This is a genomic window from Geobacillus kaustophilus, assembly GCF_000948285.1.
In the GTDB taxonomy this organism is placed as follows: Bacteria; Bacillota; Bacilli; order Bacillales; family Anoxybacillaceae; genus Geobacillus; species Geobacillus thermoleovorans_A.
The window spans coordinates 3,536,448-3,552,474 of sequence record NZ_JYBP01000003.1 but is presented as its reverse complement, the minus strand read 5'-3'; the positions used below and the strand labels follow the sequence as shown (position 1 = coordinate 3,552,474).

Genomic DNA, 16,027 nt, shown 5'->3' with positions numbered 1-16,027 from the left:
ACCTCCTCTCATTACCGTTTCGTTTTCTTGTCATCGCCAGCATGGCCGCGGAACGTGCGCGTCGGCGCAAATTCGCCGAGTTTGTGCCCGACCATATCTTCCGTGATGTAGACCGGAACGTGTTTGCGGCCATCGTACACCGCGATCGTATGCCCAACAAACTGCGGAAAGATCGTCGAACGGCGAGACCACGTTTTGATCACTTGTTTTTGCCCTGTTGCATTCAGTTTTTCGATTTTTTTCATCAAATGCTCATCGCAAAACGGACCTTTTTTCAAGCTGCGACCCATAAGTGAACCTCCCTTCTGAATTGCGCTCGTTCATTATTTCTTGCGGCGACGGATGATGAATTTATCCGATTTGTTTTTCTTTTTGCGTGTTTTGTATCCAAGCGTCGGTTTGCCCCATGGTGTCATCGGCGATTTGCGTCCGATTGGCGCTTTCCCTTCACCACCGCCGTGCGGATGGTCAACCGGGTTCATAACCGAACCGCGAACTGTCGGGCGAATCCCCAACCAGCGGGCGCGTCCTGCTTTCCCGATGTTGACAAGTTCGTGCTGCTCGTTGCCGACTTCACCAACCGTTGCGCGGCATTTGCCTAAAATCATGCGCACTTCGCCGGAAGCCAAACGAACGATGACGTATTTTCCTTCTTTCCCAAGCACTTGCGCCGATGTACCAGCTGCACGCACCAATTGTCCACCGCGGCCCGGTTTCAGCTCAATGTTGTGGACGAGCGTACCGACTGGGATGTTCTCAAGCGGAAGCGCATTGCCGATTTTAATGTCCGCATCTGGACCGGACATGATTTCCATGCCGACTTTCAAGTTTTTCGGCGCGATAATGTAGCGTTTTTCACCGTCTGCATAGTTGATGAGCGCGATATTGGCAGAACGGTTCGGATCGTATTCAATCGTAGCAACGCGTCCAGGAATTCCGTCTTTGTCGCGTTTAAAGTCGATAATCCGATATTGGCGTTTATGGCCGCCGCCTTGATGACGCACCGTAATTTTCCCTTGATTGTTGCGGCCCGCCTTTTTCTTTAACGGGGCAAGCAGCGATTTTTCCGGCTGATCCGTCGTAATTTCCGAGAAATCAAGCACCGTCATGCCGCGACGGCCGTTCGATGTCGGTTTGTACTTTTTGATCGCCATCGGAATGTCCCTCCTTCATCGTTTATGTTACACTTCAAACAGTTCGATCTCTTTGCTGTCCGGCGTCAGCGTGACGATCGCTTTGCGGCGGCGGTTCGTATAGCCGCTGTAGCGGCCGACGCGTTTAAATTTCCCTTTATAGTTCATGATGTTCACTTTGGCTACTTTAACGCCGAAAATTTTCTCGACGGCGTCTTTCACTTCTGTCTTATTCGCCTTGACGTCGACCTCAAACGTATATTTTTTTTGCCCGATCAAGTTCATTGTATTTTCCGTGATGATGGGGCGCTTAATAATGTCGCGAGGGTCTTTCATTATGCAAGCACCTCCTCTACTTTCTCCACGGCCGCCTTCGTAATGACGAGTTTGTCATGATTGAGCACATCGAGCACATTGATGCCGTTGGCGGCAACTACTTTCACGCCCGGGATGTTGCGCGCCGACAAATATACGTTCTCATTCAGCTCGTCGGTTACGATGAGCGCTTTCCGGTCAACCGAGAGGTTGTTTAAAATTTTCACCATTTCTTTCGTTTTCGGCGCTTCGAGCGTCAGCTGATCCAATACAACGATGTCGTTTTCAAGCACTTTCGAAGACAATGCCGATTTGATCGCTAAACGGCGAACTTTTTTCGGAAGTTTGTAGCTGTAGCTGCGCGGAACTGGACCAAAGACCGTACCGCCGCCGCGCCATTGCGGAGCGCGAATCGAACCTTGACGGGCGCGTCCTGTCCCTTTTTGGCGCCATGGCTTGCGGCCGCCGCCGCTCACTTCAGCGCGGTTTTTCGTCTTATGCGTTCCTTGACGCATCGAGGCGCGTTGCATAATCACTGCTTCGAACAACACATGTCTATTCGGTTCAATTCCAAAAACGGCGTCGTTCAACTCGATTTCGCCGATCGTCTGACCGTTTTGGTTGTATAATGCTACTTTTGGCATTACGTAGTTCCTCCTTTCTTGGCCGGATGTTATTTCGCCTTCTTCGCTGCTTTCACGGCGCTTTTGACGATGACTAAGCCTTTTCTCGGACCCGGCACATTGCCTTTAATGAGCAACAAGTTGCGCTCCGGATCCACTTTCACGATTTTCAAGTTTTGGATCGTCACGCGCTCACCGCCCATGCGGCCCGGCAAGTTTTTCGTTTTGAAAACGCGGTTTGGCGCGATGGACCCCATCGACCCCGGACGGCGATGATAACGGGAACCGTGAGCCATTGGCCCGCGTGATTGACCGTGGCGTTTGATCGCCCCTTGGAAGCCTTTCCCTTTCGAAATGCCCGTGACATCGACAATTTCGCCTTCGCTGAAAATGTCAACTTTCACTTCTTGGCCAACTTCATATTCATCGATGTTGGCGCCGCGGATTTCACGAATGAAGCGCTTAGGTGCCGTGTTAGCTTTGGCAGCATGGCCAATTTGCGGTTTATTGGCGCGTTTTTCGCTAATATCTTCAAAACCTAATTGGATCGCTTCGTAACCGTCGTTTTCGATCGTTTTCTTTTGCAGGACGACGTTCGGCGTCGCATGGATGACGGTTACCGGAATCAAATCGCCATTTTCCGCAAATATTTGCGTCATACCGATCTTTCTTCCTAAGATTCCTTTCGTCATGTGTCACACCTCCCAGTCGATCAAAGTTTAATTTCAATATCAACGCCCGACGGCAAATCGAGACGCATTAACGAATCAACCGTTTGCGGAGTCGGGTTGATGATGTCGATCAAACGTTTATGCGTCCGCATTTCGAATTGTTCACGGGAGTCTTTGTACTTATGAACGGCGCGCAAGATCGTATACACCGTTCTTTCCGTCGGCAGCGGGATCGGCCCCGACACTTTTGCCCCGGAACGTTTTGCGGTTTCCACAATTTTCTCCGCCGATTGGTCTAAAATTCGATGATCGTAAGCTTTTAAACGAATGCGAATTTTTTCTTTTGCCATTTGGTTTCCCTCCTTCTTCGCCTATTTTGAAAATAGACTTCTCCACGGAAATTTCCTGCACACCGCCGTGGCAAAGCGGCCGGGTGTGTCAGCAACCTTCCGCTTCATCGCAGTCAAAGACCAACATTTGATATTATACTGGTATGTAAGCAAGATTGCAAGTGATTTCTTTGCTTTTCCCACGCTTCTTCTATTATACCTAGCCGCCATCCCGTTTTCAACACAGCCGCCAATCTGACGGTCAAGATGGCATCAAAAAAAGGATGTCCATTGCTGGACACCCTTTTTTGCCGTGATTACTCGATGATTTCCGATACAGAGCCAGCGCCGACCGTACGGCCGCCTTCGCGGATCGAGAATTTCGTACCTTCTTCGATCGCGATCGGGGCGATCAGTTCCACCGTCATTTCAACGTTGTCGCCAGGCATAACCATTTCGACGCCTTCCGGAAGCGTGATAATGCCCGTTACGTCCGTCGTACGGAAGTAGAATTGCGGACGGTAGTTCGAGAAGAACGGAGTATGGCGTCCGCCTTCTTCTTTCGTCAGGACGTATACTTGCGCTTTGAATTTCGTGTGCGGCGTGATCGAACCAGGTTTCGCCAATACTTGGCCGCGCTCGACTTCATCACGAGATACGCCGCGGAGAAGCGCACCGATGTTGTCGCCAGCTTCCGCTTGATCGAGAAGTTTGCGGAACATTTCTACACCCGTAACGGTCGTCGTTTTCGGCTCATCCGACAAACCGATGATTTCAACCGGGTCGCCAACTTTCAACGTACCGCGTTCAACACGGCCTGTTGCAACCGTACCGCGGCCCGTGATCGAGAAGACGTCCTCGATTGGCATCATGAACGGTTTGTCCACTTCACGTTGCGGCGTCGGGATGTATTCGTCAACCGCATTCATCAGTTCAATGATTTTTTCTTCCCATTGCGGGTCGCCTTCAAGCGCTTTTAATGCCGAACCTTTGATGACCGGCACTTCATCGCCTGGGAAGTCGTATTCAGAGAGAAGATCGCGAACTTCCATTTCAACAAGTTCAAGCAATTCTTCGTCGTCCACCATGTCGCATTTGTTCAAGAATACAACGATGTACGGAACACCGACTTGGCGGGAGAGAAGAATGTGTTCGCGCGTTTGCGGCATCGGACCGTCAGCCGCCGAGACAACAAGGATCGCGCCGTCCATTTGCGCCGCGCCCGTGATCATGTTTTTGACGTAGTCAGCGTGGCCCGGGCAGTCAACGTGCGCATAGTGGCGAGCATCTGTTTCATACTCGACGTGCGCCGTCGAAATCGTAATCCCGCGTTCACGCTCTTCCGGAGCAGCGTCGATTTGGTCGTACGCTTTTGCTTCGGCTTTCCCTTGTTTCGCCAAAACCGTCGTGATCGCAGCTGTCAACGTCGTTTTCCCGTGGTCAACGTGGCCGATCGTGCCAATGTTGACGTGCGGTTTCGTGCGCTCAAATTTCGCTTTAGCCATGAGAGATATCCTCCTTAAAAGTAAGATATGAATTTATATGGTTGGGTAAGTATAGGATGCTTGGGAACAAAATGTTCCCAAGTCTTACTTACATAAGTATTTATAGCGAAACTAGCAAGAGAAATCAATTATTCGCCTTTATTTTTTTTGATAATTTCATCGGCGATGTTTTTCGGAACTTCTTCATAGTGGTCAAACACCATCGAGAACGTTCCGCGTCCTTGCGTGTTCGAACGGAGCGATGTCGCATAACCGAACATTTCAGCCAACGGCACCATCGCCCGGACGACTTGGGCGTTGCCGCGCGCTTCCATCCCCTCGATGCGGCCGCGACGGGACGTGATGTCGCCCATGATGTCACCGAGGTACTCTTCAGGGATGACGACTTCGACTTTCATGATCGGTTCCAAAAGAACCGGATCGCACTTCGTCGCGGCGTTTTTCAATGCCAAGGAAGCAGCGATTTTGAATGCCATTTCGCTCGAGTCGACATCGTGGTACGATCCGTCAAACAGTTTCGCTTTAATGTCGACAACCGGATAGCCGGCTAAGACGCCGTTTTGCATCGCTTCTTCCAATCCAGCTTGGACGGCCGGCACATACTCTTTCGGAACAACCCCACCGACGATGGCGTTCTCGAATTCGAAGCCTTTGCCGCGCTCGTTCGGCGAGAATTCGATCCAAACGTGGCCGTATTGACCGCGGCCGCCGGATTGACGGATGAATTTGCCTTCGACTTGCGCCGATTTGCGGAACGTTTCGCGGTAGGCAACTTGCGGCGCCCCGACGTTCGCTTCGACTTTGAACTCGCGGCGCATCCGGTCGACGATGATGTCAAGATGCAACTCGCCCATTCCGGAGATGATCGTTTGTCCCGTTTCCGGGTCGGTGTGAGCGCGGAAAGTCGGGTCTTCTTCTTGCAATTTTTGCAGCGCTTGGCTCATTTTGTCTTGATCGGCTTTCGACTTCGGCTCGATTGCCACCGAAATGACCGGTTCTGGGAATTGCATCGACTCTAAAATGACAGGATGCTTCTCATCACATAGAGTATCACCGGTCGTCGTATCTTTTAAACCTACTGCCGCGGCAATATCACCGGCATAGACTTTCGAAATTTCTTGACGGTGGTTCGCGTGCATTTGCAACAAGCGGCCGATCCGTTCGCGCTTCCCTTTGGTCGTGTTCATCACATATGAACCGGAATCAAGCGTTCCAGAGTAGACGCGAATAAACGTCAATTTCCCGACATACGGGTCAGTCATGATTTTAAATGCCAAAGCGGCAAACGGAGCGTCATCGCTTGCTTCACGTGTCACTTCTTCTTCGGTATCCGGAACGACGCCGCGAATCGCCGGGATGTCAACCGGAGACGGCAAGTAGTCGACAACGCCGTCAAGAAGCAGCTGAACACCTTTGTTTTTGAATGCCGAACCGCAGAAGACCGGGAAGAATTCAACGCTGATCGTCGCTTTGCGGATCGCGGCCTTCAGCTCTTCCGTCGTGATTTCTTCCCCTTCCAAATATTTCATCATTAATTCTTCGTCCAGCTCAGCGACCGCCTCAATCAGCTTGTTATGGTACTCTTCTGCCATATCGCGGTATTCTTCCGGAATGTCAATGCGCTCAATGTTTTTGCCAAGCTCATCATGGTAATGGTACGCGCACATTTCAACCAAGTCGATAATGCCGGAGAATTGATCTTCAGCGCCGATCGGCAGTTGCACCGGATGGGCATTTGCTTGCAGGCGGTCATGGAGCGTTTTCACCGAATACAAGAAATCGGCGCCGATTTTATCCATTTTGTTGACGAACACGATCCGTGGGACGCCATATGTCGTCGCTTGGCGCCAAACGGTTTCCGTTTGCGGTTCAACACCCGATTGCGCGTCTAAGACTGTGATGGCCCCGTCCAATACGCGCAACGAACGCTCAACCTCGACCGTAAAGTCGACGTGCCCCGGCGTGTCGATGATGTTGATGCGATGGCCTTTCCATTGCGCCGTTGTCGCCGCCGACGTGATCGTAATTCCGCGCTCTTGTTCTTGTTCCATCCAGTCCATCGTTGCCGCACCTTCATGCACTTCCCCGATTTTATGAACGCGGCCGGTATAGAACAAGATCCGTTCAGTCGTCGTCGTTTTCCCGGCGTCAATGTGCGCCATGATCCCTATGTTGCGAGTGTTTTCTAAGGAGAACTCTCTTGCCATAGTGGTTATTTTCTCCTTCCTTCAAATATGAAATATAAGTAGATGGCGCCGCCATCGATGGCGCAATCCCCTTGTCTTTGAAGTTGTCCCACGCGCGACCGGAAAGGCCGCAATATATAGGAAGATAGGTGAATAGGCAACCGCAGTGCCTCCTCACCTATTTCCTTTAGGCGACGCTCCTTACCAGCGGTAATGGGCAAACGCGCGGTTCGCTTCAGCCATTTTATGTGTATCTTCGCGTTTTTTCACCGCTGCACCCGTGTTGTTGGCAGCGTCCATAATTTCATTTGCCAAGCGCTCTTCCATCGTTTTTTCGTTGCGAAGACGTGCATATTGCACGAGCCAGCGCAAACCGAGAGAAACGCGGCGGTCCGGACGAACCTCGACCGGAACTTGGTAGTTCGCCCCACCAACGCGGCGAGCGCGCACTTCCAACACCGGCATAACGTTTTTCAACGCTTGCTCAAACACTTCCATTGGATCTTTACCCGTGCGCTCACGGATAATATCAAACGCGGTGTAAAGAATTTTTTGCGCTTTTGATTTTTTGCCGTCGATCATAATTTTATTGATCAAACGGGTAACAAGCTTCGAATTGTAAATTGGATCTGGCAGTACGTCACGTTTAGCAACAGGGCCTCTACGTGGCATAGTGTTTCCTCCCTTCAGGAAAACATTCTCTTCATTTCATTATTTTTTCGCTGCTTTTGGTTTTTTCGCGCCGTATTTCGAACGACCTTGCATCCGGTTCGCTACGCCTGCAGCATCCAGCGCCCCACGGATGATATGGTAGCGTACCCCCGGCAAGTCTTTGACACGTCCGCCGCGGATGAGCACAACGCTGTGTTCTTGCAAGTTATGGCCGATCCCCGGAATGTACGCCGTAACTTCAATCCCATTTGTCAAGCGGACACGGGCGTATTTCCGCAACGCCGAGTTCGGTTTTTTCGGCGTCATCGTGCCGACACGCGTGCAAACGCCGCGTTTTTGCGGAGACGACACATTCGTTTGCTCTTTTTTGAAGCTGTTATACCCTTTGTTCAACGCAGGGGATTTCGATTTAACGACTTTTTTCTCGCGTCCTTTGCGGACCAATTGGTTGATTGTAGGCATGAAAAGATCCTCCTTTCGCATGCATCGTTTAAGCCCACATATCCAGGTGGTTCATCGTTTATGCAAATAAAGGTTTTAGGGGAGAAAGGCAAAACGTTACCGAAGGATCGCCACCGCGGCCGCACCGACTTGGATTTTGCACGCCTTGCCAAGCTTTTTCATCGAATCGACTTTTGTGACCGGCACGTTTGCCTCATTGGCGGCGGCGGTCACTTTTTCGATGATCGGCAAGTCGGCATCCTCCGCCACGATCACTTCCGCTGCTTTCCCTTCCTTTAAAGCCCTTATCGTTTGTTTGGTTCCAATGACAATTTTTCCAGCCTGTAATACTTTTTCATAAGACATGTAACATATCCTCCAAAGTACCAGGTTGTTGGAACACCTTTATTAGACTACCATTTTCTTTGTCAATTGTCAACTGGATTTTTAATTAGATGATGGCCGGCCAAGGAGCGCCTTAGCCGGCCACTTGGTTCGCGTTATTTGGACGACACCGTGTCGCTAGCCGTTTCCTTTTTGACGGCCGGCTTCACTTTCCGGTAGCGGGCCATACCGGTTCCAGCCGGGACGAGTTTGCCGATAATGACGTTTTCCTTCAAGCCAAGCAGTTCATCACGTTTTCCTTTGATGGCCGCATCCGTCAAGACGCGCGTCGTTTCTTGGAACGAAGCAGCCGACAAGAACGAATCCGTCTCAAGCGACGCTTTCGTGATGCCGAGCAACACCTGGCGGGCCGTCGCCGGCCGTTTCCCTTCGCGAAGAGCTTTGGCGTTGACATCCGTAAACTGGTGGACATCCAACAGCGTGCCCGGCAGCACATCGGTGTCGCCGGCATCGATGACGCGCACTTTGCGCAGCATTTGCCGCACCATGACCTCGATATGCTTATCGCTGATTTCCACCCCTTGCATCCGGTACACTTTTTGCACTTCACGAAGCAAGTACTCTTGAACGGATGTAATATCGCGCACGCGCAACAACTGTTTCGGGTCGACCGAGCCTTCTGTCAGCTCTTGGCCGCGTTCGACGCGCTGACCTTCTTCGACTTTCAGCCGCGCGTTGTACGGCGCTACATACGTACGCGTTTCGACCTCGCTTTGCACGACGATTTCATATTGGTTGTCGCGCGTTTCATTAATCGAAATAACCGTGCCGTCGATTTCAGAAATGACCGCTTGCCCTTTCGGGTTGCGCGCTTCAAACAGCTCTTGCACCCGCGGCAAACCTTGAGTGATATCGTCGCCGGCGACGCCGCCTGTATGGAACGTCCGCATTGTCAGCTGCGTGCCCGGCTCGCCGATCGACTGAGCGGCGATAATGCCGACGGCTTCGCCAACTTCGACGTCCATGCCGGTCGCCATGTTGCGGCCGTAACATTTTTTGCAGACGCCATGGCGCGTGTTGCAGGCGAATACGGAGCGAATCCATACTTCCGTAATGCCGGCTTTAATGATCTCATTGGCGATATCTTCGGTGATCATCTCGTCTTTGCGGACGATCACTTCGCCCGTTTCCGGATGGCGCACCGTTTTGTGCGCATAGCGGCCGACAAGCCGCTCTTCAAGCTTGACGACAACTTCCGTGCCATCCGTCAGCGCCCGCGCCAAAATGCCGCGGTCGGTGCCGCAATCTTCTTCGCGGACGATGACGTCTTGGGCCACGTCGACAAGGCGGCGCGTGAGATAGCCTGAGTCGGCCGTTTTGAGCGCCGTATCCGCCAATCCTTTTCGCGCGCCGTGCGTCGAGATAAAGTATTCCAACACCGTCAAGCCTTCGCGGAACGACGACTTGATCGGCAGCTCAATGATCCGGCCGGCCGGGTTGGCCATCAAACCGCGCATCCCCGCAAGCTGCGTAAAGTTCGACGCGTTCCCGCGCGCTCCGGAATCGCTCATCATAAAGATCGGGTTGCGTTTATCAAGCGACTTCATCAACCGGTCTTGAATTTTGTCTTTCGCCGCGCTCCAGATGGAGATGACGCGCTCGTACCGCTCTTCGTCGGTAATCAACCCGCGGCGGAACTGCTTCAAAACCGTATCAACTTTCGCTTGCGCTTCATCCAAAATTTCTTGTTTTTCCGGCAGGACGACGATATCGGCCACGCCGATCGTGATGCCGGCCTTCGTCGAATATTGGAAGCCAAGGTCTTTCATGCGGTCGAGCATCTTCGATGTTTCGGTGATTTTGAACCGTTTGAACACTTCAGCGATAATTTGCCCGAGCACTTTTTTCTTAAACGGCGGCACGAGTTCGCGCTTGCGAATTTCTTCGCGCACGTTGACCCCTTTGTCAAGGAAGTACTTGTCCGGCGTCCGCCCTTCAATGTTTTCCGTCGTCGGCTCGTTGATGTACGGGAACGAATTCGGCAAAATTTCGTTGAAAATGAGCTTGCCGACGGTCGTTAAGAGCAGCTTGTTGTTTTGCTCTTCGGTAAACGTTTCGTTTTTCAGCGAACCGGCATGAATGGCAATGCGCGAATGGAGATGGACGTAGCCGTTATGGTAAGCAAGCAGCGCCTCGTCCGTGTCTTTGAACACCATGCCTTCGCCGATGGCTCCCTCGCGCTCCATCGTCAAGTAGTAGTTGCCCAACACCATGTCTTGTGATGGTGTCACGACCGGCTTCCCATCTTTCGGGTTCAAAATGTTTTGCGCCGCCAACATCAACAAGCGCGCTTCGGCTTGCGCCTCAGCTGACAGCGGCACGTGCACCGCCATTTGGTCGCCGTCAAAGTCAGCGTTGTACGCCGTGCAAACAAGCGGATGAAGACGGATCGCCCGCCCTTCCACAAGCGTTGGTTCAAACGCCTGAATGCCGAGACGGTGCAGCGTCGGGGCGCGGTTTAACAGCACCGGATGTTCTTTAATGACATCTTCCAGCACATCCCATACTTCCGGATGGACGCGCTCGATTTTCCGTTTCGCGCTTTTAATGTTGTGCGCCAAGCCCCGCTCGACAAGCTCCTTCATAACAAACGGCTTGAACAACTCTAGCGCCATTTCTTTCGGCAAGCCGCATTGGTACATTTTCAAGTTCGGGCCGACGACGATGACGGAACGGCCGGAATAGTCCACGCGCTTGCCGAGCAAGTTTTGCCGGAAGCGGCCTTGCTTCCCTTTCAGCATATGAGAAAGCGATTTTAACGGACGGTTCCCCGGACCGGTCACCGGACGGCCGCGGCGGCCGTTATCGATCAAAGCATCAACCGCCTCTTGCAGCATCCGCTTCTCATTTTGGACGATAATGTTCGGCGCACCGAGATCAAGCAGCCGTTTCAGCCGGTTGTTGCGGTTGATGACGCGGCGGTACAAATCGTTCAAATCCGATGTTGCAAACCGCCCGCCGTCAAGCTGAACCATCGGGCGCAACTCCGGCGGAATGACCGGCAGTACATCAAGCACCATCCATGCCGGATCGTTCCCTGAACTGCGGAACGCTTCAAGCACTTCAAGCCGCTTAATGATGCGGGCGCGCCGTTGCCCTTGCGCTGTTTTCAGCTCTTCTTTCAGCGCGGCCACCTCTTTATCCAAATCAATGTCTTGGAGCAGCTTTTTGATCGCCTCCGCCCCCATCGACGCTTGGAACGATTGACCGTACTTCTCGCGATAGGCGCGGTATTCCTTTTCCGACAACAGCTGCTTTTTCTCAAGCGGCGTATCACCCGGGTCGGTGACGACATAGGATGCAAAATAAATGACCTCTTCGAGCGCCCGCGGCGACATGTCAAGAACCAATCCCATCCGGCTCGGGATGCCTTTGAAATACCAGATGTGCGAAACCGGGGCGGCGAGCTCAATATGGCCCATCCGTTCGCGGCGGACTTTCGAGCGCGTCACTTCGACGCCGCAGCGGTCGCAGACGACGCCTTTGTAGCGAACGCGTTTATATTTGCCGCAATGGCATTCCCAGTCTTTCGTCGGACCGAAAATGCGCTCGCAAAACAAGCCGTCTTTTTCCGGCTTTAACGTCCGATAGTTGATTGTCTCCGGCTTTTTGACTTCGCCATACGACCAAGAACGAATTTTCTCCGGGGAAGCGAGCCCAATTTTCATGTACTCAAACTTATTGACATCTAGCAAGGGGTATACCTCCCTTTTTGATCCGTCGGTTTTCCGTTCGCTCAAGCGGCCAATGGCGGGGAACAGCTCCCCGCCTGGCCGTTATGGCCGGTTTATTCTTTCGTCACCGCATCTTTCTCTTCGCCGGCTTCTTCCCGTTCGGCCGGTTTGACGTCCACCATGATGGCATCCGGTGCATGGTCATCATCATCATCAAAGTTTTCCATGTTCACTTCTTGTTCATCGCTCGTCAAAATCGTGACGTCCATGCCCAAGCTTTGCAGCTCTTTGATCAACACTTTAAACGACTCCGGCACACCCGGCTCCGGAATGTTTTCCCCTTTGACGATCGCCTCGTACGTTTTGACACGGCCGACGACATCGTCGGACTTGACGGTCAAAATTTCTTGCAGCGTGTATGCCGCCCCATACGCCTCAAGCGCCCATACTTCCATCTCACCAAAGCGCTGGCCGCCGAACTGCGCCTTGCCGCCGAGCGGCTGCTGAGTGACGAGTGAGTACGGGCCGGTGGAACGGGCATGAAGCTTGTCGTCGACCATGTGGGCGAGCTTGATCATGTACATGATCCCAACCGACACACGGTTGTCAAACGGTTCACCCGTCCGTCCGTCATACAGCACCGTTTTCGCGTCGCGCGCTAGACCTGCCTCTTCGAGGATGTTCCAAACGTCTTCCTCCGTCGCCCCGTCAAAGACCGGGGAGGCGATGTGCAAGCCGAGTTTTTTCGCCGCCATGCCAAGGTGCAGCTCAAATACTTGCCCAATGTTCATCCGCGACGGAACGCCAAGCGGGTTCAACATGATGTCAATCGGCGTGCCATCCGGCAAGAAGGGCATATCTTCCTCCGGCAAAATGCGGGAAATAACCCCTTTGTTTCCGTGGCGGCCTGCCATTTTGTCGCCCTCGGAAATTTTCCGCTTTTGCACAATATAGACGCGCACCAATTGATTGACACCCGGCGGAAGCTCGTCGCCGTCTTCGCGGTTGAACACTTTCACGTCAAGGACGATGCCGCCGCCGCCGTGCGGGACGCGCAACGACGTATCACGCACCTCGCGCGCTTTTTCGCCGAAGATCGCGTGCAAAAGCCGCTCTTCCGCCGTCAGCTCGGTCATTCCTTTTGGCGTCACTTTGCCGACGAGCAAGTCGCCGTCTTTCACTTCTGCGCCGATGCGGACGATGCCGCGTTCATCCAAGTTTTTCAGCGCATCCTCGCCGACGTTTGGAATGTCGCGCGTAATTTCTTCCGGACCGAGTTTCGTATCGCGCGATTCGGCTTCATACTCTTCAATATGAATTGATGTATACACGTCTTCTTTGACGAGCCGTTCGCTCATGATGATCGCGTCTTCGTAGTTGTAACCGTCCCATGTCATAAAAGCGACAAGCACATTGCGGCCAAGTGCCAATTCGCCCTTATCCATCGACGGGCCATCGGCCAAAATTTCGCCCTTCTCAACGATATCGCCTTTTTTCACGATCGGCCGCTGGTTGTAGCACGTGCCTTGGTTCGAACGAACGAATTTCAGCAACCGATATTTATCTAGATCACCCTTGACTTCTTTGCCGTCCACTTCAATCAGCCGACGCACCCAAATTTCCTTTGCTTCGACGCGCTCGACGATGCCGCGGTGCTTGCAAATGACCGCTGCGCCCGAGTCTTTCGCCGAAACATACTCCATCCCCGTGCCAACGATCGGCGCTTCGGGTTCCAACAGCGGCACGGCTTGCCGCTGCATGTTCGCTCCCATCAAGGCGCGGTTTGAGTCGTCGTTTTCCAAAAATGGGATGCACGCCGTCGCTGCCGAGACGACTTGCTTCGGCGAAACGTCCATGTAGTCGACGCGGTCGCGCTTGACGACGATGTTCTCGCCGCGGAAACGGGCGACAACGTTTTCTTCAAGGAACGTGCCGTCCTCCGCAAGCGGTACGTTCGCCTGCGCTACAACGTAATTGTCCTCTTCATCGGCTGTCAAATAATCGATTTGGTCCGTCACCCGCCCTGTTTCCGGATCGACGCGCCGGTATGGCGTTTCAATAAAGCCGAACTTGTTCACTTTCGCGTAAGTGGACAGCGAGTTGATGAGTCCGATGTTCGGACCTTCCGGCGTTTCGATCGGACACATCCGCCCGTAATGCGAATAATGGACGTCGCGCACCTCAAACCCAGCGCGCTCACGTGTCAATCCTCCAGGGCCGAGCGCGGACAGACGCCGCTTGTGCGTCAGTTCGGCCAATGGGTTCGTTTGATCCATGAACTGTGACAGCTGCGAGCTGCCGAAAAACTCTTTGATCGCCGCGATCACTGGGCGAATGTTGATCAGCTGCTGCGGCGTAATCGTGTTCGTATCTTGGATCGACATGCGCTCGCGCACGACGCGCTCCATGCGCGACAGGCCGATGCGGAATTGGTTTTGCAGCAGCTCACCGACCGAACGGAGGCGGCGGTTGCCTAAATGGTCGATGTCATCCGTATCGCCGACGCCGTGGAGCAAGTTGAAGAAATAGCTGATCGACGCAATGATGTCAGCCGGTGTAATATGTTTGACATCCTCGGCGATGAAGCCGTTGCCGATGACGTTGATCACTTTTTCGCCATTCGGGTCATTCGGGGCATAAATTTTGATCGTTTGCACCGAAATGTCCCCGTCCACCACCCCTTCGGCTGGGCGGTATGTCTGTAAGCCGACGCCTTTTTCCAAATACGGGAGCAGGCGATTCAGCGTTCGGCGGTCGATCATCGCTCCAGCTTCGGCGATGACTTCCCCCGTTTCCGGATCGGCGATCGTTTCCGCGAGCCGCTGATTGAACAAACGGTTTTTAATATGAAGTTTTTTATTGATTTTATAACGGCCTACGCTAGCCAAGTCATAGCGCTTCGGATCAAAAAAGCGCGACGCCAGCAAATTTTTCGCATTCTCAAGCGTCGGCGGCTCTCCCGGACGAAGACGCTCGTAAATTTCAATCAACGCTTTTTCCGTGCTGTCGGTATTATCTTTTTCAAGCGTATTGCGCAAGTATTCGTTGTCGCCGAGCAGATCGATGATTTCTTGGTCGGAGCTGAACCCAAGCGCACGGAGAAGAACCGTAACCGGCAGTTTACGGGTGCGGTCGATGCGAACGTAAACGACGTCTTTCGCATCGGTTTCATATTCAAGCCATGCGCCGCGGTTCGGAATCACTGTCGCCGAGTAGCCGCGTTTGCCGTTTTTATCAACTTTGTCGCTGTAATAGACGCTTGGCGAACGGACGAGCTGGGAAACGATGACGCGTTCCGCCCCATTAATAATAAACGTTCCGGTTTCTGTCATGAGCGGAAAATCGCCCATAAACACGTCTTGTTCCTTCACTTCGCCCGTTTCTTTATTGATCAAGCGAACTTTGACGCGAAGCGGCGCCGCATATGTAACGTCGCGTTCTTTCGCCTCTTCGACCGTATATTTCGGTTCTCCTAAACTATAGTCGATAAATTCAAGCGAGAGATTACCGGAAAAGTCTTCAATCGGGGAAATTTCCCTGAACATTTCCCGCAGCCCTTCATCGAGAAACCATTGGTAGGAGGACGTTTGAATTTCGATCAAGTTCGGCAATTCCAGCACTTCGCTGATGCGTGCATAGCTTCTGCGTTGGCGGTGTCGCCCGTATTGAACTAGTCGGCCTGTCAAGAGTGATTCACCCCTCAAATGTAGACATTAGTGAAAACCGGAACCGGAACAGCTCCATCACCCGCTCTGCTCAGCAATCTATGCCTTCAAGACGGACTGGCCGCTCCGTCATTCCGGGGCAAAGCACTAGGCATGCATGCGGCCGGCCCCCGCCATCCGGGCGGAAACGGCTTCGTTGCGTGCACCGCCGTTTCATTTAGGGGATTTAACACGCTCCCGGCGCGAGGAAACCAGGCGTTGAGTTGAATGGAGAAAAAAAGAAAATGGTTTCTATTCCAATAGAAAACCATATGGTTCGTTGTTTATTGATTTTATCATTGTTTCCATTGCGTCCAAAATTATACGTCATCCCCTCTGCACGGGAAATGTGCATATTTAGCATTTTAT

Annotated in this window: 13 protein-coding genes; all 13 read right to left on the bottom strand. The window is 52.7% G+C overall.

Annotated elements, in window-relative coordinates; translation table 11 throughout:
* Positions 1-11: 11 nt before the first annotated feature.
* The 13 genes from rpsS to rpoB all read right to left on the bottom strand — a co-directional run bounded on the left by rpsS (position 12) and on the right by rpoB (position 15,640).
* Positions 12-290 (bottom strand): 30S ribosomal protein S19, encoded by a 279-nt coding sequence (gene rpsS / locus LG52_RS18235; protein WP_011229624.1) that lies wholly within the window; start codon positions 288-290, stop codon positions 12-14.
* A 33-nt stretch (positions 291-323) separates the two neighbouring features.
* Positions 324-1,154 (bottom strand): 50S ribosomal protein L2, encoded by an 831-nt coding sequence (rplB, locus tag LG52_RS18230; protein ID WP_011229623.1) that lies wholly within the window; start codon positions 1,152-1,154, stop codon positions 324-326.
* A gap of 27 nt (positions 1,155-1,181) precedes the next feature.
* Entirely contained in the window at positions 1,182-1,469 is a 288-nt protein-coding gene (rplW, locus tag LG52_RS18225; RefSeq protein WP_011229622.1) for a 50S ribosomal protein L23, read from the bottom strand.
* On the bottom strand, positions 1,469-2,092 hold the full coding sequence (gene rplD, locus LG52_RS18220) for a 50S ribosomal protein L4 (protein ID WP_044733000.1): 624 nt from the start codon (positions 2,090-2,092) through the stop codon (positions 1,469-1,471). Before rplD ends, rplW begins: the two co-directional genes overlap by 1 nt.
* 29 nt (positions 2,093-2,121) lie before the next feature.
* A complete protein-coding gene (gene rplC / locus LG52_RS18215; RefSeq protein ID WP_011229620.1) occupies positions 2,122-2,763 on the bottom strand; it encodes a 50S ribosomal protein L3 in 642 nt (213 codons plus the stop codon).
* Between the two features lie 20 nt (positions 2,764-2,783).
* Positions 2,784-3,092, bottom strand: a complete 309-nt coding sequence (gene rpsJ, locus LG52_RS18210; RefSeq protein WP_008881945.1) for a 30S ribosomal protein S10 — start codon at positions 3,090-3,092, stop codon at positions 2,784-2,786.
* A 296-nt stretch (positions 3,093-3,388) separates the two neighbouring features.
* Positions 3,389-4,576: an elongation factor Tu gene (gene tuf / locus LG52_RS18205; protein WP_011229619.1), complete on the bottom strand. Its 1,188-nt coding sequence runs from the start codon at positions 4,574-4,576 to the stop codon at positions 3,389-3,391.
* A 128-nt stretch (positions 4,577-4,704) separates the two neighbouring features.
* The gene (gene fusA, locus LG52_RS18200; RefSeq protein WP_021322059.1) at positions 4,705-6,783 is read right to left on the bottom strand and encodes an elongation factor G; all 2,079 of its coding nucleotides are present in this window, start codon (positions 6,781-6,783) and stop codon (positions 4,705-4,707) included.
* Between the two features lie 180 nt (positions 6,784-6,963).
* Positions 6,964-7,434, bottom strand: coding sequence for a 30S ribosomal protein S7 (gene rpsG, locus LG52_RS18195; RefSeq protein ID WP_011229617.1), 471 nt, complete (start codon positions 7,432-7,434; stop codon positions 6,964-6,966).
* A gap of 39 nt (positions 7,435-7,473) precedes the next feature.
* Positions 7,474-7,896 carry a 30S ribosomal protein S12 gene (gene rpsL / locus LG52_RS18190; RefSeq protein WP_011229616.1) on the bottom strand — a complete coding sequence of 141 codons (423 nt, stop codon included), beginning with the start codon at positions 7,894-7,896 and terminating at the stop codon, positions 7,474-7,476.
* Positions 7,897-7,992: 96 nt separating this feature from the next.
* Positions 7,993-8,241 (bottom strand): 50S ribosomal protein L7ae-like protein, encoded by a 249-nt coding sequence (locus LG52_RS18185; protein WP_011229615.1) that lies wholly within the window; start codon positions 8,239-8,241, stop codon positions 7,993-7,995.
* 134 nt (positions 8,242-8,375) lie between these two features.
* Entirely contained in the window at positions 8,376-11,975 is a 3,600-nt protein-coding gene (gene rpoC / locus LG52_RS18180) for a DNA-directed RNA polymerase subunit beta' (RefSeq protein ID WP_021322058.1), read from the bottom strand.
* A gap of 92 nt (positions 11,976-12,067) precedes the next feature.
* Complete coding sequence (gene rpoB, locus LG52_RS18175; RefSeq protein WP_044732999.1) at positions 12,068-15,640, bottom strand: DNA-directed RNA polymerase subunit beta; 3,573 nt, start codon at positions 15,638-15,640, stop codon at positions 12,068-12,070.
* Between the last annotated feature and the right edge of the window lie 387 nt (positions 15,641-16,027).